This window comes from Ruegeria denitrificans, from assembly GCF_001458295.1.
GTDB classification, from domain to species: domain Bacteria; phylum Pseudomonadota; class Alphaproteobacteria; order Rhodobacterales; family Rhodobacteraceae; genus Ruegeria; species Ruegeria denitrificans.
The window spans coordinates 250,440-269,000 of record NZ_CYUD01000005.1 but is presented as its reverse complement, the minus strand read 5'-3'; the positions used below and the strand labels follow the sequence as shown (position 1 = coordinate 269,000).

Here is an 18,561-nt window from a genome sequence, read left to right as displayed (position 1 = left end):
AGCTTTTTGACCCGTCGGTGCAGGATATTGGCAATGTCCCGGAAGGGACGAAAATAGATATCGATCAATTTCGAAGCATGGGCTTCGGATGGCTTCAGCCCAAATGTCAGGCTTCGGTCTTTTTCCGACAAATGCAGCGATCCAAACAGCCAATCCCAGATCGCAAAGGCGAGAACAGGATCTTGCGGTCAAATACTTCGCGCAAGGCCGCCCGCATGGATGATCGACGCGCGGCGACCAACCAAACAAACGCGATCAGGACAGTGAGGAACAAATACCCAACGAAGATACGCTTCTTGGGATTGGTAAAGTCAGCAAGGGCCGTGCTTATGTGATCCAGAAATTCCAAGGGGTCTCTTTCAATACTATGCCCGGCGACCAAAGGGGCCGCCTGCGCTGGATCAGATGACCCTTAGTCGGTTTCAGCCGAGGCGGTTTCACCCAGCTTTTCAGCCAGCGCGCCCAGCGTGAATTTCGAGATCAACTGACCCCAATCCATACCGGGCAGCAGGTTATAGCCCTGCTCGGATGCGGCAGCCATCTTGATCATCTACAGCGCCACGTCGACGCCCGACTGATTGCCGGTCCACGCAGGCATGGCGCTATTTTAGAACTTGCCTGAGATGTTATTGCCTTTGGAAATTTCGTTCACGGTCGATTGCTTGACCGGAATACCGTATTTCGCACCCGGAGCGATGATTTCTTGGTCTTCTTCGGATCCATTGAAATAGGCCAACATCAGCGCTTCGACGTCGGCTGCATTGTTGCCTCTGTCGCCCTTGGCCGCTGCTTTCTTCAGGCTGTCATGCAGCACGTGGTGTGCGATTTTGTCCGGAGTAAGAAATCAAGTCGGCCTTGTCGCCCTCATAACTTTTTACGGTTACCGGAAAGGGGCCATAAGCCAGATCGGCAACCACTGCGCTGCCAAGAACTGCGGCAGCAACAAGAGCCGAAGTGAAATAGAAAGTGGTTTAGAGCATAGGGGATTCTCGTTAATTCCGACTCTTTCCGTCAATTATTATATCAATAAATCAACCCACAATTGTGCAAAAGTATTTCCTGACGTTCGGACTCAGCACCCGCGGAAAAAGTAGATGTTCAGCACCTGCATCAAACAAACGATTGCACGCGATGCAGCGAAGTACACCCCCCAAATGCCGAGAGGAAACCTCAGGAAAACGCGTTCGGCGTTGACAGAATTCGTGTGGAAATCGCGATAAAAAACAGCGCACTTCCGACTAGTACAAACATATGCCAGATGGTGTTGTGAAAAGGCAGGCTATCCAAAAGATAGAATGCCACACCAACAGTATAGACGAGACCGCCTGCCAACATCAGCCAGACAATTGAAGGTGGTAGCTCGGCCAACATGGGCTGCCCGGCCCAGACAATGGCCCACCCCATCATCAGATACAGAGCCAGACCAAACCATCGAAATCGGTTTGGGTCGATCAGCTTCAATGTCGAACCCAACGTCGCGGAAGACCACAGCCCGATCAAAAGCCCCGAAGCCTGCCCACCCGACAGTAAAACGAATGGCGTGTAGGTTCCGGCGATCTTGACATAGATGCCCGAATGATCGAGGCGACGCAGAAAGTCAGACCATCTGTCATTTTCGACCATGTTGTAGAGGGCAGACAATGTCAGCATCAACACCAACGTTGCTCCGTAGACCGAAACGCCCAGAACGGCCTGGGGTTCGGATCGGTGCTGGGCAGTTACTGTGATCAGAACCGGCACGGCGACGAGGGCTGCGGCCACGCCTAGCACGTGCACAACCCCGTCACTGATACGCTCTGCCCGGGTATAGGCCGGGCGGATTTCTGCAAAAGACCACATAGTTCAAATTTAGGGGCCGGGTCCTAGCAGGACAAGTTCAGGTGGGATCATCATTCGGTTTAGGGTCTTTGTACCTGTTCAGATCGAACACCCCTGCCTGAATTGGTTTTTGCTCCAGGAACATTTCGTAAATCAGGTCGCTGAGTACCCAGAAATCAGGACTGGTCCGGCGCACGCCGTATTGGGCCACCGCAGCCAAATAATCGCTCTGTGATCGGATAGACTTGAGCGCTGTATTGAACCCTGCCAACTGATTCTGCCCGACGTGAAAGTAGAAGTTTGGGTAACTGCCAATCAGACCCGGTAGGATAGTCACCTCATCCGCCTCAGGATTTCGACGAGCTATTTCATCAAACAGGAACGCAACGTTAAAATGCGCCTTGTCATGAACCAGGGTAAAAAGCTCAGTCGTGCCACCATTGTTCTCGACCACAAGAACCGACAGGTCCGGCAGGTATTTCACCCAATCACCGGTTTGATCTGCCAGTTCGCGCAATGCAATTTCTGAGTAATCTTTGGAACATTCACCTTCTGTACATCGGTTAATCGGATCATTGGTGGCCCACAACCCGTTACCGCGTTCAAGCAGGGTCAAAAGAAACTCTTGCTTGGGCGATGAGGTTTCAAAAGTAATACCGGTGGGAAAATTTCCATCGACGTGGCGGCGGTGCCAATAGGTGTGCCATTCCGCCAGCGTGCCCTGATACCAGCTTTTATGCATCTGTGACCGGACATCCTTGGGCATGAAAAACAGGAACGTATCCTCACTCTCCATCCGCAGTTCATCCATATAAAGCCGTGTGGTCAGCTGATGCTCGACCCGACCAAAGACGTCGTAGCCTGCTACTAGATCATAGTTGATGCGTTCGAATATTGGGAAATCGAGTACCCAAGCGGTTTCGGGAATGTCACCATGAAACCCGGTCATGGCCGAGGCGTTGTCGAAATGGCGGAACACGGTGATCAGAGCGTTGGGATTGGTGCCGTCGCCATCCCAGATCGAACCGTAGTCAAACCCGGTCTGATATATCGGGGCGTCTTTGTATCGCGCATCTCGGAACTCGAGATACCGAACCTGGTTCCTGTGCGAGAACCCCGGCAACGCGCCCAGAGCACCCGCGTCGGCCTCGGACACGGGAAGTTCCAGATAGGCTGCCCCGTCTTTCAGAAAGCTGGGGTCCGCGATTGACAAATCCGCATCCGGATCAAGGAAGCTGACCCAGAACCGATCCTCGATCACATCAACTGCGGTCTCGCCGTGGCAGACCGGACCACGGATGAAACTGCGGACAAAGAACAGCGCATCGTCCAACAGAAACTGATAGCGGCTTTTGGCGGGCATTTTCATGAAAGTACTGAAGGGGTTGCCGCCCTCCGCATCGCCATAGGCAGGTAGTTCGGCCAGCGTCCATTCAGGGTCCAGAAACAGCTGTCGATATCGTGCCATGCGGTCCGGCCCGATCGAATAGACCAGATGTTCCTTGTGCACGATCGTTTCCGTACTCTGCTGCAAGCGATAGTAAAACGCGTCCGCCCCCGGATCGTCGAATGGCCGCCGCGAGGCGATAATGTCGACGGCCTCACCGGGCGCGGTGGTCGAGCGGACAAGCTGGAAGAACCGCCTTGGGGCATCACCCTGAAAGTGGAGACGGGCCAGGAAAAGGTGTTCATACAGGTAGCGGCTCATCAACTGGCTGCGCGGATCATTTGAATTTAGGAACGCCTCCCACTGCGAGATCTGATCCTGAACCTCTGCGGGAATGCCAATTGGAACAGAGAGCAGCGGTGCACCGCTGCGCGACCAGGTCATGAGAGCCTGATATTCGGTATCTGCAAGGGGCGCTGTGCCATAGGGCATTCCCGCAAGTGCATGATCGCGGCTGAACTGGTCGAATTCATCTGATGTCGGACAGACCAGAGGGCGATCCAGCGCCAGACCCAACGCATCCGGTAACGGCGCGTTTTCCGGCATCGGCTTTTCGCGCCCAAGTTCAAGATATCGCTCAAGCAGGCCAGGAGTATCGGCCTGTTCCGGATCGCTGGTCACCGTATGAAACCCCAGCGCGCGCCACTCGGGGACAGTTTGCGCATCGATCCCCAGCCGAGTGGGTTGGGCATCCGTCAGACGCTCAGTATGGTAGACCGCCTGTTTGCTGGCCCCGCGCAAAACGCCCTCGGGCGAGGTAAGTTTCAACTGACAGGGCGCATCATAGCAGCTGTGGCAAACAACACAGCGGCGGTCCATGATCGTTTTCACATCGGCCCAGTTCTGGTCCTGCGCAACGGGGGTAGCTGTTTCCTGCGCCCAAGCTTCAAAGGTGAAGACGCCAGTGATGGACACAGCCATCACCATTACAGCTTGCAGCGGCAATAGACCTTTTCGCATCGGCGCTCCCCCGTAACCTGCCAATATCATTGCAGTTACGAGGGGCGTTAGGCAAGCTAGGCCTTGGCGTCAGCCGATGTGATATCCGGGTGTCGAGCGTGAGATCGCGGCCTCTTCTTCTGTCATCTCAACCGGGAAATCGTCGAACAGCGGTGTACTCAGATACCGTTCACCCGTATCGGGCAGCATGCAAAGCACCGACGCGCCGGGGGCGGCCTGTTCGGCAATCTGCATTGCGACGGCAAATGTCGCGCCACCGGAAATACCGGTCAGGATACCTTCCTGGCTGGCCAGTTTCTGCGCCCATTCAACGCCTGCCGGACCTGCCACGGGGATCAGCTCATCGAAATAGCTGTTGTCGATGGTTTCCTGCAGAACCGCAGGGATGAAATCAGGTGTCCAGCCCTGTATCACATGCGGTTCGAAAGCCGGGTGGCTGGAAACGGGGTCGCTGTCCTTGCCCCGCTCGGTCGCGATGCCACTTCCCACCAGTTGGGCGTTGGCAGGTTCGGAGAGGATGATTTTGGTATCTGGACTCTCAGCGCGCAAAACTCGCGACACCCCGGTGACCGTACCGCCAGTACCATAACCCGTCACAAAGTAATCCAGACGATCACCTTTAAAATCACCCAAAATTTCCTGTGCGGTTGTTGCAGCGTGAATCTCGGCATTGGCCTGCGTTTCGAACTGACGGGCCAAAAACCAGCCGTGTTCTTCAGCCAGTTCGGCGGCCTTGCGATACATGCCAAAGCCTTTTTCCACCTTTGGCGTCAGCACAACCTTGGCGCCCATCATGCGCATCAGGCGGCGACGCTCGGTCGAAAAGCTTTCGGCCATGGTCACCACCAGCGGATAGCCCTTTTGCGCACAGACCAACGCCAAACCGATACCAGTGTTGCCGCTGGTGGCCTCTACAACCGTTTGGCCGGGCTTCAGGGCGCCGCTGCGTTCGGCGGCCTCTATGATATTGACGGCAAGGCGATCCTTGACCGATCCGGCGGGGTTGAACGCCTCAAACTTCACGAACAGGTTGACGCCCTCGGGCCCCAGGTTGTTAACGCGGATCGTGGGTGTGTTCCCAATCGTGTCGAGCACACTGTCAAAGATACGGCCATTGCCCGATGTGGTTCTGATTTTGGCGTCGGTCATTGGGTTTCCTTACATGATCACGGGTGATTGCAGACCTTTCTACCCGGCAGTCATGACAATGTCCCGAAAACCTGTCTGCGGTTATGTGCCTCAGAGGTCCAGCACCACCGTATCCGAACCTTTGGCGGGCACGGCGCAACAGATCAGAACCTCGTCTTCTGAATGCTCGGCAGTCGGTTCTGTGCGATAGGCAACCTTACCGGCAATCTTGCGGGTCAGACAGCTGCCGCACGATCCTGACCGACAGGAAAAGGTGGGTGTCAAACCTTGTGCCTCGGCCACGTCCAGCAAGGTCGGGTCGCCTTTTACCCATTGTGCCATTTGATTGCTGGATTTGAACTTGACTTTGGCTGCTTCAGCCTCGGGTTCAGGCTGGAATGTAGGCACTTTTCCGTCAGAGCGCCGCGTCAATGCAGCCGGACCAAAGGCTTCGGCAAAAACACGGTCATCACGCACCCCCAGATTACGTAACATGTCATAAATTGCCTGCATAAAGGTGGCCGGGCCGCAAAGATAGAAGTCGTAGTCATTCAACGGCAGCGTTTCACGGATCAGTTCGGGCGTGATGTAGCCTTTGGCGTCAAACTCCACCCCCTCGTGCGTACCTTCCTCGGGCTGAGAAACAACCGAGACATAACGGATCTTGCCTCCGCTGTTGGCCGACGCTTGACGCAGATCGGCGTGAAAAGCGCGCTGCGCCACGGTTTGCGCGGCGTGAAATATGGTCAAGTTGCGCATGTGTCGGGTTCGCGCGCCTTCGTTCATCACATGTCCGGTCATTGACATCATCGGTGTGATGCCAACCCCGCCCGCGAACAGCACGGCCGGGCGAGTCTCGGCCACGTCCAGAAAGAACTGACCTTTCGGAGCTTTGACCTCGACCAGATCGCCAACCGACAGCGTGTCGTGCAAATGGTTCGACACCACCCCACCCGGCTCGCGTTTTACAGATATCCGGTATCCCGCATCACCGGGCGCTGAGGAAACTGTATAGGTGCGGGTCATCGGAGCCGCGCCCTCAGGGCTTACGCGCAGGGTCAGAAACTGACCCGCCTCAAACTGCAACAGAGGCAAGTCATCCGTAGCCTCAAATGTGAAAGACCGGATCACGTCGCTTTCATCCTGAACCGCAACCACGCGCAGGGATCGCCACTGACGGCGCAGCGCTTCGGCTTCTTGCCTGGTCTCTACTGTCTTCCAGTCATCCGCCATCAGGCTGTTAGGCGAAAACTCAAGAAATTCAGCCCTAAATGGCAATGCATTATGAATGCGCAGTCCGCGATCCAGATGAAACCACCAGCCCCGGCTTGCGCCATGGAAACCCACAATATCAGGGTGGTCTTCAGACAGCACCTCGACCGTTCCGGTCAGCATCAGCACATCGCCGGTCTGATAATCAGGGAACAAAAGACCCGCCTGCGGGTTCACCAGAAAATTGCCCAGCGTGTTGAAAAAGTTATTGCCCGCGAAATCCGGCACCAGCAGGCTGTTGCCTTTCACATGAACAAACCCCGACCGACCGCCCCGATGCGAAACATCGACACCCGTGCTATCCTCAGTGCTGGCGTGGCTGGCAACATAGAACGAATTCGCCTTCGCGATCGTGCCCCGGGCCTGTGCGTCCAACTCATGGAACCTGTCGGCGGGGCGGCGGGTGATAGGGATCCCGGGCTCGCGGACAAAGGTAACATCATGGGTTTGGATGTATTGCGGACAATTCCCGAACGATTGCACCACATCCAGTGAGAACCCACCGTCTTCGACCCGACCCACAGTCGCATTCATGCGATTGCGGCGACGGGTGGACAGTTCGACCCCGACAACGCCGATCGGTGCGCCGGGCTGCAGCGCATCTTTCAGTGGATCGTCGGCTAAAGGTCGAACATCGATATCAAGCCGACGGTCATGCGGCGAATGGATAAAACCCGGTCGGCCCGAAACCATCGACGCCCAGGGCCAACCCTCGGAATCGACGCTGCCGACGACCAGAAATGGTATTTTGCCAAAGAACTCTCGATGCTGATCGGGCATATAGGGGCGGATATAATTCCGGCCCACATCCTCCATTTGCTCCCGCTTACCAACACGGTCCTGCATGGCCATTTCGCCTGCATGGAAGGGCGAAGTATCTGATGCGACCGGAGCGTTCATGGCAGACCTCATTCGTCGGAGTGTTGTGGCCAGCTGCAAAAAAGCAACTGACCAAGGGTGTTCGGATCAGGCCGCGTTTAGGCCGGCCGCAGTGCGTGGCATTGGGACAAAGCCGTCCAGCGCCTCGATATTGGCCAACAGGCGGCGTAGATTTGCATAAGGTTCCAGCGAAACGTCACCTTCGGGCGCGTGTGCGGAATAGCTGTAGATCGCAACATCCGCGATGGTCGGAGCATCGCCAACCAGCCACTCGCGACCTTCGAGATGCGCATCCAGCTTGGTCAAAACTTTGGCCGCTGTCGCGTGGGTAAAGTCCTTGTCCAACGGCGCATTGAAGACGTTGATCAGGCGCGCTGCAGCAGGGCCAAAGGCAATCTCACCCGCAGCAAGGGTCAGGAATTTCTGCACTTCGGCCTCACGCGCCGGGTCCGTCGGCAGGTAAGAGGGCGCGTATTTGCGGGCAAGATAGACCAGAATGGCGTTACTGTCGCTGACGACCACGTCGCCATCTTCAAGAACCGGCACCTGACCAGCTGGGTTCAGAGACAGAAAAGGCTCGCGCTTATGTTCACCGCCGGCAAGATCCACGTCGATGACGTCATGATTGATACCGGCAAGGTTGGCAAACAGGACGGCACGATGTGCGTGGCCAGACAGGGGGAAACTGTGAATTCGGATCGCGTTGGACATCTGAAAGCTCTTTCTCTGATTGAAGGGGATCGGCTGAGGGTCAGCATCTGTGCACCAAACTAGTTTGCTTTCTATCGGGCGATAATATACCCATTCGGTAAATTACTATGAATGATATGTAGACAATGGATACAATTCAGGGCATGCGCGCCTTTGCGGCAGTGGCGGCACATTCGTCCTTCACCGAGGGCGCAAGACAGATCGGCATCAGCACCAAACTGGCCAGCAAATATGTCGGCCAACTTGAAGATCGGCTAAACGCGCAACTGTTCAACCGCACTACACGCAGCGTCACGCTGACGGATACCGGGCGGTCTTACTACGAACGCTGCCTGCCCCTGCTTGAGCAGTTTGATGAACTGGAAGGTCTGGTCCAGCAACGACAGACCGAGCTGGCAGGGCGTATACGGATCACTGCACCAACCGGCTTCGGCTCGGCCGAGTTGATCCACCTGCTGAGACCGTTCCAGACCGACCATCCGAAGGTTTCGATCGAGTTGCACCTGTCGGATCATCACGTCTCGATGGTCGAGGAAGGGTATGACCTTGCCATTCGTTTCGGGGCATTGAAGGATTCAAACCTTGTGGCGCGCAAACTGACGGATATGCGGATCGTCTGCTGTGTGTCGCCCGACTATCTTGCGCAACACGGAACCCCGCAACAGCCGACTGCTTTGTCCACCCATAATTGCCTGCTGCAGACCACTGGCAACACGATCGACCATTGGGCGTTCAAAGGGTCAGACGGAGAATACTCGGTTCCGGTGTCCGGCAATTTCCGCGCGAACTCTCCGCGCGCCGTGGCGCATATGGCGGCGGATGGGCTGGGGATCGGGCGTTTCCCATTGTACACGGCACGGCCATTTCTGGACTCGGGCCGCCTGCAACTGCTGTTTGAAGCGCAAGAGGCGATATCATTGGGACTTTACGCCGCCTACCCGCAAAACCGGCACCTGACCGCGCGCATACGAGCGCTGATTGACTATCTGGTGAAGCAGTTGCGCGGAGAGTAACGGACACCCATCTAAGGGGATGACCCAAACGTACCCGAGTGCACCCAGCCCTATGGCTAAAGCTGAAAGGAATCTACTCCATGGAACTCAACTCGGATTTTTCTTCCCGTGTCGTAGTTCACTCTGATCAGCTTGAGTGGCAAGCCTCACCCATGAAAGGCGTAGACCGGCGCATGTTGGACCGGATCGGCGGCGAAGTTGCCCGCGCCACCACCATCGTACGCTACGCGCCGGGCAGCAAATTCTCGGCCCACACGCATACTGGGGGTGAGGAATTCATCGTCCTCGACGGCGTTTTTCAGGACGAACACGGCGATTTCCCCGCCGGAACCTATGTGCGCAATCCCCCAACCTCGGCCCATACGCCCGGTTCAAAACCCGGCTGCACTATTTTCGTCAAGCTTTGGCAATTCGACATGGACGACCGCATCCAGTTCCGCAAAACCATGGCGGATGAGTTGGCGGACCCGGTGAATGGCGTGGCGACCGCAGCCCTGCACAAAGACGACCGCGAGATTGTCACCTACAGCCATCTTGATCCGGGTGCCGAGCTCAGGTCTGACGCGGCAGGCGGCATCGAGCTTTTGGTCATTGATGGATCCATCACGGTCGGCAGCGACGTTCTGAACAAGGATGGCTGGCTACGCCTGCCCGAGGGTCAGGACCTGTCGGCCCTGGCCGGACCCGGCGGTGCGAAAGTCTGGATGAAAACAGGCCATTTGCCTTTTGCGCAGGCACCGGCGGTTTAACACCTGCAACTTCAACGGCTGGCCTGTTCGGTTTTCCTATTGGCTGGCTGATCCTTATTTCCTACCGGCTACGATCCGATCCAGGATAAGTGCACAGAACAAGATCGCCAGACCGGCCAGAATGCCCTGACCCGCCGCCGCATATTGCAGCGCCTCCAATACGTCTTCACCCAGACCCTTGGCCCCAATCAACGAGGCAACCACGACCATGGCCAACGACATCAGGATTGTCTGGTTCACGCCAGCCATGATGGTCTTGTGCGCCAAGGGCAGGTCCACCCGCCACAGCAGGTAACGTGGAGTGGCCCCAAAGGCGAGCGCGGCCTCGCGCACGGTTTCCGGCACCTGTTGCAGGCCCAGAACGGTGAAACGGATTACAGGCGGGCTGCCGAAAATCATCGTAGCCACGACGCCTGCTGGCTTGCCCGATCCGATGAAGGCCACAACCGGGATCAGATAGACAAAAGATGGCATCGACTGCATGAAATCCAGAATGGGCCGCACGATGGCGAAGGCACGTGGGCGGCGGGCACAGTAGATGCCCAAAGGGATACCCAGAGTGATCGAGATCAGCGCCGCGGCCCCCAATAGGGCAATTGTGGTCATCGCCTTTTCCCAGAAATCCAACAACCCAAGATAGGCCAGCGCCGCACCGGTAAAGATCGCCACACGCGCTCCGGCAGACAGATAGGCCAACATGATGATCACCAGAGCCACAACCGGCCAAGGCGTATCGACCAGTACCACCTCGATCCAGTCCAGCAGGGTGCGCATGCCATAGGTCAGCCCGTCAAAGAAACCGCGCCCGGCGGTTTTGGTCCATTCAAAGACCGCCTGCACCCCGTCGCCTACATTCAGCCGCCAGTCGCGGTTGGTCGGGAAGGTCTTCAGCACGGCCAAGGCATCTGGCTGCGCAAATTTGATCATCGAGAGCACGACAACAATGCCAGTCAACACCGCGGCGACGACCATCCGAGAGGTCGACCAGCCATGCGCAACGCTTGAGTCTGAACGCCAGCGCACAAATTGCCCCTCAAGCGTCCAATTGGCCACTGATGCAGCCAAAAACTTGACCGCCAGCAACAGGACGATACCCACCGCCAGATAGGTCATACCGGTCGAATCCGCGCCGCGCGCGGCATCTTGCGCGCCGACTAAAGCGCCCTCAAGCGACTCTGCAGCGCGCTTCAAAGAATCCAATGTGGCGGAACCTGTCTGTTCGGCGGCTGCGATCTGCTGACGACGCAGTTCCAACGTTTGTTCAATCTGGGCGGCGCGTTCACGGAACTCGCGGCCAAGGTCACCGAACAGCCCCAGCCCGATCTGGATATAGGCCAGCGTTTCCAGCACCAGAAAGCCCAGAAACCAGGACCACAGCCCACGCGCGCCAAACCAGATCGGCCCCAAAATCGCCGCGACCTTGTTCAGCGTGAACCGATAGCCCGGCGCCTGCATCATATAGGCAAATGTATTCTGATAGTAAGCCTGCCCCTGCCCCACGAAATCAGCGATCAGCCCGTTCAGCCGATCTGCGGTTTCCGGTTGGATCTGTTGCACATCAACATGTTTCATATCGGTCCCCTTATGCCTGACTGTCCTGAATGGCACGGATCAGACCCGCGCGGTTGATCACCCCGACCGTGTTGCCGTCCTGCGTGACCGCGACGACACCGTGGCCGTCGACACAAAGGTTCATCAGATCGGACAGATCCATCTCGGGATGCGCTTCTTTTGCGTCCTCCGGCACCTCGCCATGATGGGCCTCGAATTCATCCACCGGTTTCATCACCGAATGGGCGAAGATCATGTTGAGCTTGGATATACCGGCCACAAAGTCGGCAACATAATCGTCGGCGGGGTTGAGGATGATCTCTTCCGGCGTACCAATCTGCACGATACGCCCGTCTTTCATAATCGCGATGCGGTGGCCGATGCGAATGGCCTCGTCCAGATCGTGGGTGATGAACATCGTCGTTTTATTCAGCTTGTGGCTGAGGTCCATGAACTGATCCTGCAACTGCTTGCGGATCAGCGGGTCAAGGGCCGAGAATGGCTCATCCATCAACAGGATTTCCGGATCGGCTGCAATGGCGCGGGCAAGGCCCACGCGCTGCTGCATACCGCCCGACAGTTCATGGGCGTATTTGTCTTCCCAGCCGTTCAGCTCGACCAGTTCCAACACCCGGTCCGCCTCTTCCCAGCGGCGGGCCTTGCCAGTGCCCCGAATTTCCAGCGGCATCGCCACGTTGTCACGCACGGTGCGGTGCGGCATCAGGCCGAAGTTTTGAAACACCATGGCAACGCGGCGATTGCGCAAGTCGCGCAGACCTTCGTCATTCAGACCCATCACATCGTCACCATCCAGATAGATATGGCCGTCCGTCGGTTCGAGCAGCCGGTTCACATGGCGCACGAGGGTGGATTTACCTGACCCCGACAGGCCCATGACGCAGAACAGCTCCCCACGCTCAATTTCGAAACTGGCATCGGCCACACCAACAACGCAGTTGAACTGCTCTAGCACTTCGGCCTTGCTCAGCCCTTCGCTGTGGATGGCTTTCAAAGCCTCCTGCGACCGCGCGCCGAACACCTTCCACACGCCTTTTGCGTCGATTGCGATATCCGCTGTCATACTGGCCTCACCGCTGTTGATTGGGTTAAGTGACGCCCCCGACACACCGGAGGCGCAACTGCGTTAGTTGGTTTTCAGACCAAGCCAGCCATCGACGGTATCGCCGTTACCATCGATCCATTCGGCTACGACCTCGTCAATCTCGCGGCCCTTGACCACGACCTCATAGGTCAACCCGCTCAGTTGGGCCGCATCCATGTCGATACTGGCCAGGAAAGAAGCCGCCGCCGGATTGCGCTGTTCCAGCGACTTGGAATGCGCCACGGTCACGGTTTTGACCGGCTCACCGGTGCTGACATGGGATTTGTTGTACCAGTCGGCATCCTGATCCGGCTGTACCATCTTATAAGTGGCCGCGTCGTGCTCTGGCTCTTCCAGAATGGTCACGTCGTAGAGGGCATGCACATAATGCGGTGCATAGCAGTAAAACGCCGCCCCTTTTTGCTGATCGACCTGATCCTTCAGCCGCGAATAGAACACGGTCTCATCCTCGGTCGTCGGCGTCAGGAAAGTTTCGATTCCGTAATCCCGCACCCGCACCTTGAATGTATTGGTCGACGCCCAGCCGGACGCACCAACCCAGACCTCGCCCAGCCCATCACCGTCTGAATCGAACAGTTCCTGCGCCATTGGAGTGGCCAGATCGTAGATGGATTTGATGTTGTGATCTTCGACCATGTAGTTCGGCACGCAAATGCCAGCGCGACCTTCGTAACTGCCCGAGGACAGTGCAACCGTGCCCTTCTGATCAACATACTCATCGGTGAACGAGGACTGGTTCGGCAGCCAGACATCCGGATGCACGTCGATATCACCGCGCCCACCGTCCATCGCGGCAAAAATCACCGCGTTGGCACCGGGGGCATAACCGACCTCACCACCCAAACGGGTTTCGATGACCTGACCGATCACCCGGCTCATGATCTTTGCACCCGGCCAGCTGGGTTCACCCACCATGACCTTTTCCTGCGCCATCACCGTTGTCGCGCCCAAGGTCAGAACCAGTGTTGCCGTCAATGTGAGTTTTTTCATGTTTATTCTCCCGTTGCGTTGAGTTGCATGCGCCCTCAGGCGCGCGCCCGCTTGCGTTGCGGGTCTATGAATGGAATGTCTGATACGGTGGCGCCGAGACGCTTCATCCGCCCATCAAGCTGTCCGATCTCAAGTTCGCTGCCATTTTCTGCGTGTTCGACCGACAGCCGCGCCATGGCAATAGCGTGTTCCAGCATGGGCGAGCGTGTGGCCGAGGTGACCACACCCACCTGCCGTTCGCCTGCAAAGACGGGAGCGCCGTGGGCAGGCACGTCATCGCAGCCGATCAACAGCCCCTTAAGCGCCCGACGCGGTTCGCGCGCGTTACGCTCCAAAGCAGCCTTGCCGGTAAAGTCAGATTTGGTCAGATCGACCGCAAAGCCAAGACCAGCTTCGAACGCATCAACGCCCGGGGCGAATTCGGCATTTGCGCCGGCCAGACCGGCTTCGATCCGGATAACGTCCAGCGCGGCCGAGCCCATCGGCGTTATCCCGAATTCCTCACCTGCTTCCATCACCGCGTCCCAGATTGCGACTGCATCGGATTTGGAGCAAAAGACCTCATACCCCAGCTCCCCGGTATAGCCCGAACGAGACAGCATGAACGGCGCGCCTTCACGGTCGCGCAATCGCGCGACGGTGACACCAAACCATTTCAGGTGATCCAGAGCGGGCACATGGGGTTGGGTAAAGACGATATTGCGCAACAGATCGCGCGAATTCGGGCCCTGGATGGCCAGGTTTGGCATGGCTCCACGCAAGGCATGCACGCGTACCTGCAGGCCCCGCTCGTCCGCCAGTGTCTGCAACGCGCGCCCGCTTTCTTCCGAGCCACAGCACCAGCGGAAAATCTCGGGCGCAAGGCGGAACAATGTACCGTCATCAATAACGGCCCCGCTTTCGTCACACATCAATGTGTACGACCCACGCCACACCGGCAGCTTGGCCACGTTGCGCGTGGTCGCCAATTGCAACAGCGCCTCGGCATCCGGGCCGATGATGTCGAATTTGCGCAGCCCGCTCATATCCTGAACTGTCACCGCCTGACGACAGGCCCAGTATTCACCCAGCGTGCCATGGGCAGGATAGCTGACCGGTGCCCACAAATCGCGCGCCGGAGCGAAATGCTGGGTCAACGGAGCAAGACGGTCGTGAAACGCGGACTCCTGACTGATCGACATCGGGGCATCTTCCTTTTCACGATAGGCCACCGCACGGCGGATCGGTGTTTCGGGGCGATAGATGCGTACATGCACATCCGTTGGGTTCCAGCCATTGATCGGGTCAATGTCGTCCGGGCAAGCGGTTGAGACACAGACCAGATCCTCGATTGCGCGCATCGCGACGTAATCCCCGGGGCGGGAATGGGACTCTTCGGTCTGAATGTGATGCGTTGCCGGGTTGACCCAGGTGTTCCAAAAAAAGTTAATGGCCGGCCAGGCCGCGCGGCGTGTCACGCCATAAGGCGCAAGGGCGTTGGACATATTGTCGGAACAGTTCAGATGGCCCGGGAATCCCCGCTCCTCATATCCGCGCGCGGTACAGGCCAGCCCGAAAGTGTCATGCCGCCCGCAGGTATCCTGCACCACGTTCAACAGCGGTCGCATCTCACGATCATAGAATTTGTCCAGCAACCCGGGACCCGGAAACGCCCGCCGCACCATCGAGCGGGTGGCGGTCGAGTCGATCATCCACTCGTCGCCACGATCCAGCCCATCGGCACGCAGCGCCATGAAATCTGAACATTGCTGGCCTTCTACGTCGATGATCTGAGCAAATTCTCCGGCCTTTAATTCGTAGGCAATTGCCCTGCCCTTCGGCACGGTGAATTCGTCCCGTGTGTCACCCAACAAAGGCGGCAGATACGGGTCGCTCATGGCGGCGGATTTGTGCTGAATCGAAACACACCCGGTCTCCATCCCTTGGATCAACTCAGAACGTTCAAGGGGACGGATCACCCAGACCGTGATAGGTGTTTCGGCACGCAGAATCACCGGCTCGGTCGTTTGGTCCAAACGGTGGCAGGGAATCTGACCTGCCCCGCCCTGCGCGCGAACCCATCCTGAAAACCGGGCGCTGTCAAAGTTGACAATCTCCACCTGCCCGGTCGGCGTTAATCCAAGGTTTTCCAACCTGGGCTGCCCGACTTCATCAAACGCCACCAGAACAAGGGATTGGTTCGGCCCAACTCCATCAATTGAAAGCAAATCTCCTGTGGACAGGATCAATTGCAAAGCCTCACGCGCCGCCAGAATATGCGTGCGCGTATCAGAGGTTTTGGGAAAGCCTGGGAAACGGCGACCAGTGCTGTCAAACCCCGTATTCGTGAAAGTATGTAAGACTGAAGATCCGTGCATCGAACTGTCAGAATCCTGTAATGTAACTAGTTACAGAGGTTGATGAAACTAGTTACATATGTCAACACTTTCTTAAACGAACAGATAAAACGGACCTCGAATACGTTGACGCAAAAAACCCCCGAGCCCAAAAAACGCGCAAATCTCAGAGACGTAGCGAAAGTTGCGGGTGTATCGGTGGCGACGGTCTCGCGGGTTCTGAATGAACCGGGCGTGGTGAAGAAAGACACGCTCGAGAAAGTTCAGGCCGCCATTGACGCGTTGAAATTCGTACCCAGCGCTGCTGCACGGGCAATCAATTCCGGTCGCACCCGATTTGTGGGGGCTTTGGTGCCAACGCTGGACAACGCGATCTTTGCCCGGTTCCTCGCCGCCCTTGAGCGTACGCTGTCTGAACGTCAGTTGTCCCTTATCGTGGCTACAACGGACTCGGACCTCGAAATCGAAGCCGAAAAAGCGCAAAGCCTTGTTGATATCGGGGCCGAAGGTCTGATCATCACCGGCGCTGCCCATAGCGACGCGCTGCACGATCTGCTAAACCGGACGATGCTGCCGGCGATCGTCACGTCCTTTTATGATGCGGAGAATCCGCTGCCAACGATCGGATATGACAACGCAGCGGTGGCCCAGCTTGCCCTGCAGCACCTTGCAGATCTTGGGCATCGGCGCATTGCCGTTGTGCACGGCCCCGTTCACGACAATGACCGAACTCGCACGCGCCTGTCCGGGTTGCGCGCTTTGCCCTGGACCGGAGAATTGACCACCTACGAGACCGAAATCAGCCATCGCGGCGGCGCGGAAGGGGCCAGACGCATCTGCAGTCAGCCTCAAAAACCGGATGCTATTTTGTGCCTGTCTGACGTGGTTGCATTGGGGGTTCTGTTTGGTCTTCAGGCCGAAGGTATCACTGTGCCAGACGATGTCTCTTTGGTCGGGATCGACGACCTGCCCAGCTCGGCTGTTGCTGTTCCCGCCATTACCACGGTGCATTTGCCTGTGTCCCAAATGGGCGAAAAAGCCGCCGACGCCCTCGCGCGCTGGATTTCAGATCAGGAAAGGCCCAGTGCCGAACGACTTGAAGGGCGGTTGATGGAACGGCAATCCGCCATACCGCTTCGTTCTATTTAAGCCCCTGAGTATCGGTGTCGGGACGAAAAACGCCCTGACAATAGATCAGGGTGTTGGTTCTTTCAGATAGCCGCGCTCAACCGTAAATCAATCTGGGCAACCAGGTTATGATTTGCGGGAAGAACATGCACAAAAGCAACCCGACCACCTGCAAGGCCAGAAATGGCAGGGCCGATTTGAAGATGTCAGTCATCGGAATGTGGTCAGGCGCCACACCGCGAAGGTAGAACAGCGCGTAGCCGAATGGCGGTGACAGAAAGCTCATCTGCATGTTCACCAGATAAAGTACTCCAAACCACAGGACCAGATCTTCGGGGCTTTCCAGACCAAAGGCCTGTGCACCTAGCGCCTTGATAATGGGCACAAAAATCGGCACGCAAAGCAGCAGAATTCCAACCCAATCCAGGAACATGCCCAGAACGACCAGCAGGACCTGCATCAAGATAAGGATGCCCCACGGCCCCAGACCGGTCGCGGCCAATGCCTCTTGTACAAATTGCTGACCACCTTCCAGAACATACAGGCCCACAAAGATCGTGGCACCGAACATGATCCAGATCACCATTGCCGATGCTTTCAGCGTCGTGGTGCAGGCCTCGCGTATGGTGGGCCAATCCAACTTGCGGTGTATCGCGGCCACGATGAACGCGCCGAAGGTGCCTATACCGGCGGCCTCAACTGGCGTGGCGACACCGGAAAAGATGATGCCCAGAACAACAACGACCAGAGTGATCGGTGCCGCCATTTTACCGACCAACCGCAGCTTTTCCGGGTTGGAAACCCGTTCTTCCACCGGAATGGCAGGTCCAAGCGCCGGGTTGAGGAAACACCGGACGGATACATAAAAGATATACATCCCTGACAGCAGTAAGCCCGGTATCACCGCTCCGATGAACAGTTCACCAACGGATTGTTCGGCCACAACGGCATAGATGATGGCAAGGATCGAGGGCGGGATCAGGATACCCAGCGTGCCGCCAGCCATAATCGACCCCATCGCGATCTTTGGATCATAGTTCCGCTTCAACATCGCAGGCAGTGCGATAATACCCATGGTCACAACTGCAGCGCCAATCACACCCACCATCGCCGCAAGGATCGTTGAGGCTATGATGGTCGCCGAAGCCAGACCACCTTTGACACCGCCAAGAACCTTGTAGATCACATCAAACATATCGTTGATGATCCCGGCCCTCTCGAGCATCGCCGCCATGAAGATAAACAGCGGAATCGCCGACAACTGATAGTTAGTCATCAGCGGAAAGATGCGCGATGGCACAATGTTCAACGCCCTGGCGTCGCCAAGGACGAAAAGGAACACGCAAGCCAGACCACCCGTTACGAACGCCAGGGGCAAACCCGCCATGAGCAGGGCCAGAAGGCTCCCGAACATAATGAGTGTCAGCCACTCAATTCCGATTTCGATACCCATGTC

General features: G+C 57.1%; 16 protein-coding genes. 3 read left to right on the top strand and 13 right to left on the bottom strand.

Features of this window, described 5'->3' with window-relative positions; translation table 11 throughout:
- Positions 1-106: 106 nt before the first annotated feature.
- The 8 genes from RUE5091_RS09695 to RUE5091_RS09665 all read right to left on the bottom strand — a co-directional run bounded on the left by RUE5091_RS09695 (position 107) and on the right by RUE5091_RS09665 (position 8,215).
- Positions 107-349, bottom strand: a complete 243-nt coding sequence (locus RUE5091_RS09695) for a hypothetical protein (protein ID WP_058281691.1) — start codon at positions 347-349, stop codon at positions 107-109.
- A gap of 63 nt (positions 350-412) precedes the next feature.
- Positions 413-550 (bottom strand): hypothetical protein, encoded by a 138-nt coding sequence (locus RUE5091_RS23425; RefSeq protein WP_207383726.1) that lies wholly within the window; start codon positions 548-550, stop codon positions 413-415.
- A 57-nt stretch (positions 551-607) separates the two neighbouring features.
- Positions 608-814: a hypothetical protein gene (locus RUE5091_RS23420; protein WP_058281690.1), complete on the bottom strand. Its 207-nt coding sequence runs from the start codon at positions 812-814 to the stop codon at positions 608-610.
- 356 nt (positions 815-1,170) lie between these two features.
- On the bottom strand, positions 1,171-1,839 hold the full coding sequence (gene trhA, locus RUE5091_RS09685; protein ID WP_058281689.1) for a PAQR family membrane homeostasis protein TrhA: 669 nt from the start codon (positions 1,837-1,839) through the stop codon (positions 1,171-1,173).
- A 37-nt stretch (positions 1,840-1,876) separates the two neighbouring features.
- Complete coding sequence (locus tag RUE5091_RS09680; protein ID WP_243470755.1) at positions 1,877-4,225, bottom strand: fatty acid cis/trans isomerase; 2,349 nt, start codon at positions 4,223-4,225, stop codon at positions 1,877-1,879.
- Between the two features lie 69 nt (positions 4,226-4,294).
- Entirely contained in the window at positions 4,295-5,374 is a 1,080-nt protein-coding gene (locus tag RUE5091_RS09675; RefSeq protein WP_058281688.1) for a PLP-dependent cysteine synthase family protein, read from the bottom strand.
- Positions 5,375-5,464: 90 nt separating this feature from the next.
- On the bottom strand, positions 5,465-7,525 hold the full coding sequence (locus RUE5091_RS09670; RefSeq protein WP_082643613.1) for an FAD-binding oxidoreductase: 2,061 nt from the start codon (positions 7,523-7,525) through the stop codon (positions 5,465-5,467).
- Positions 7,526-7,591: 66 nt separating this feature from the next.
- Positions 7,592-8,215: a glutathione S-transferase family protein gene (locus tag RUE5091_RS09665; RefSeq protein ID WP_058281686.1), complete on the bottom strand. Its 624-nt coding sequence runs from the start codon at positions 8,213-8,215 to the stop codon at positions 7,592-7,594.
- A 125-nt stretch (positions 8,216-8,340) separates the two neighbouring features.
- On the opposite strand from RUE5091_RS09665, the gene RUE5091_RS09660 reads away from it, so the two are divergent.
- Positions 8,341-9,228 (top strand): LysR family transcriptional regulator, encoded by an 888-nt coding sequence (locus RUE5091_RS09660; RefSeq protein ID WP_058281685.1) that lies wholly within the window; start codon positions 8,341-8,343, stop codon positions 9,226-9,228.
- Between the two features lie 80 nt (positions 9,229-9,308).
- A complete protein-coding gene (locus RUE5091_RS09655) occupies positions 9,309-9,977 on the top strand; it encodes a cupin domain-containing protein (RefSeq protein ID WP_058281684.1) in 669 nt (222 codons plus the stop codon).
- 54 nt (positions 9,978-10,031) lie between these two features.
- Here RUE5091_RS09655 and RUE5091_RS09650 read toward each other — a convergent pair whose 3' ends face one another.
- The 4 genes from RUE5091_RS09650 to RUE5091_RS09635 all read right to left on the bottom strand — a co-directional run bounded on the left by RUE5091_RS09650 (position 10,032) and on the right by RUE5091_RS09635 (position 15,998).
- Positions 10,032-11,549, bottom strand: a complete 1,518-nt coding sequence (locus tag RUE5091_RS09650; RefSeq protein ID WP_058281683.1) for an ABC transporter permease — start codon at positions 11,547-11,549, stop codon at positions 10,032-10,034.
- A 10-nt stretch (positions 11,550-11,559) separates the two neighbouring features.
- The gene (locus RUE5091_RS09645; protein WP_058281682.1) at positions 11,560-12,609 is read right to left on the bottom strand and encodes a quaternary amine ABC transporter ATP-binding protein; all 1,050 of its coding nucleotides are present in this window, start codon (positions 12,607-12,609) and stop codon (positions 11,560-11,562) included.
- 63 nt (positions 12,610-12,672) lie between these two features.
- Positions 12,673-13,641, bottom strand: a complete 969-nt coding sequence (locus RUE5091_RS09640) for an ABC transporter substrate-binding protein (protein ID WP_058281681.1) — start codon at positions 13,639-13,641, stop codon at positions 12,673-12,675.
- A 35-nt stretch (positions 13,642-13,676) separates the two neighbouring features.
- Positions 13,677-15,998, bottom strand: coding sequence for a DUF1989 domain-containing protein (locus tag RUE5091_RS09635; RefSeq protein WP_058281680.1), 2,322 nt, complete (start codon positions 15,996-15,998; stop codon positions 13,677-13,679).
- A 42-nt stretch (positions 15,999-16,040) separates the two neighbouring features.
- Between RUE5091_RS09635 and RUE5091_RS09630 the strand changes: the two genes are divergently transcribed.
- Positions 16,041-17,126, top strand: a complete 1,086-nt coding sequence (locus RUE5091_RS09630) for a LacI family DNA-binding transcriptional regulator (protein WP_082643602.1) — start codon at positions 16,041-16,043, stop codon at positions 17,124-17,126.
- Positions 17,127-17,202: 76 nt separating this feature from the next.
- Here RUE5091_RS09630 and RUE5091_RS09625 read toward each other — a convergent pair whose 3' ends face one another.
- Complete coding sequence (locus tag RUE5091_RS09625; protein ID WP_058281679.1) at positions 17,203-18,558, bottom strand: TRAP transporter large permease; 1,356 nt, start codon at positions 18,556-18,558, stop codon at positions 17,203-17,205.
- Positions 18,559-18,561 lie beyond the last annotated feature (3 nt).

What these genes read in the sequence shown, in the direction of transcription:
- RUE5091_RS09655 (WP_058281684.1), top strand. Translation starts at nt 9,309, where the DNA reads ATGGAACTCAACTCGGATTTTTCTTCCCGTGTCGTAGTTCACTCTGAT.
- RUE5091_RS09665 (WP_058281686.1), bottom strand. Translation starts at nt 8,215, where the DNA reads ATGTCCAACGCGATCCGAATTCACAGTTTCCCCCTGTCTGGCCACGCA.
- RUE5091_RS09675 (WP_058281688.1), bottom strand. Translation starts at nt 5,374, where the DNA reads ATGACCGACGCCAAAATCAGAACCACATCGGGCAATGGCCGTATCTTT.
- RUE5091_RS09680 (WP_243470755.1), bottom strand. Translation starts at nt 4,225, where the DNA reads ATGCGAAAAGGTCTATTGCCGCTGCAAGCTGTAATGGTGATGGCTGTG.
- RUE5091_RS09625 (WP_058281679.1), bottom strand. Translation starts at nt 18,558, where the DNA reads ATGGGTATCGAAATCGGAATTGAGTGGCTGACACTCATTATGTTCGGG.
- RUE5091_RS09635 (WP_058281680.1), bottom strand. Translation starts at nt 15,998, where the DNA reads ATGCACGGATCTTCAGTCTTACATACTTTCACGAATACGGGGTTTGAC.
- RUE5091_RS09670 (WP_082643613.1), bottom strand. Translation starts at nt 7,525, where the DNA reads ATGAACGCTCCGGTCGCATCAGATACTTCGCCCTTCCATGCAGGCGAA.
- RUE5091_RS09645 (WP_058281682.1), bottom strand. Translation starts at nt 12,609, where the DNA reads ATGACAGCGGATATCGCAATCGACGCAAAAGGCGTGTGGAAGGTGTTC.
- RUE5091_RS23425 (WP_207383726.1), bottom strand. Translation starts at nt 550, where the DNA reads ATGATCAAGATGGCTGCCGCATCCGAGCAGGGCTATAACCTGCTGCCC.
- RUE5091_RS09640 (WP_058281681.1), bottom strand. Translation starts at nt 13,641, where the DNA reads ATGAAAAAACTCACATTGACGGCAACACTGGTTCTGACCTTGGGCGCG.
- trhA (WP_058281689.1), bottom strand. Translation starts at nt 1,839, where the DNA reads ATGTGGTCTTTTGCAGAAATCCGCCCGGCCTATACCCGGGCAGAGCGT.
- RUE5091_RS09630 (WP_082643602.1), top strand. Translation starts at nt 16,041, where the DNA reads ATGAAACTAGTTACATATGTCAACACTTTCTTAAACGAACAGATAAAA.
- RUE5091_RS09650 (WP_058281683.1), bottom strand. Translation starts at nt 11,549, where the DNA reads ATGAAACATGTTGATGTGCAACAGATCCAACCGGAAACCGCAGATCGG.
- RUE5091_RS09660 (WP_058281685.1), top strand. Translation starts at nt 8,341, where the DNA reads ATGGATACAATTCAGGGCATGCGCGCCTTTGCGGCAGTGGCGGCACAT.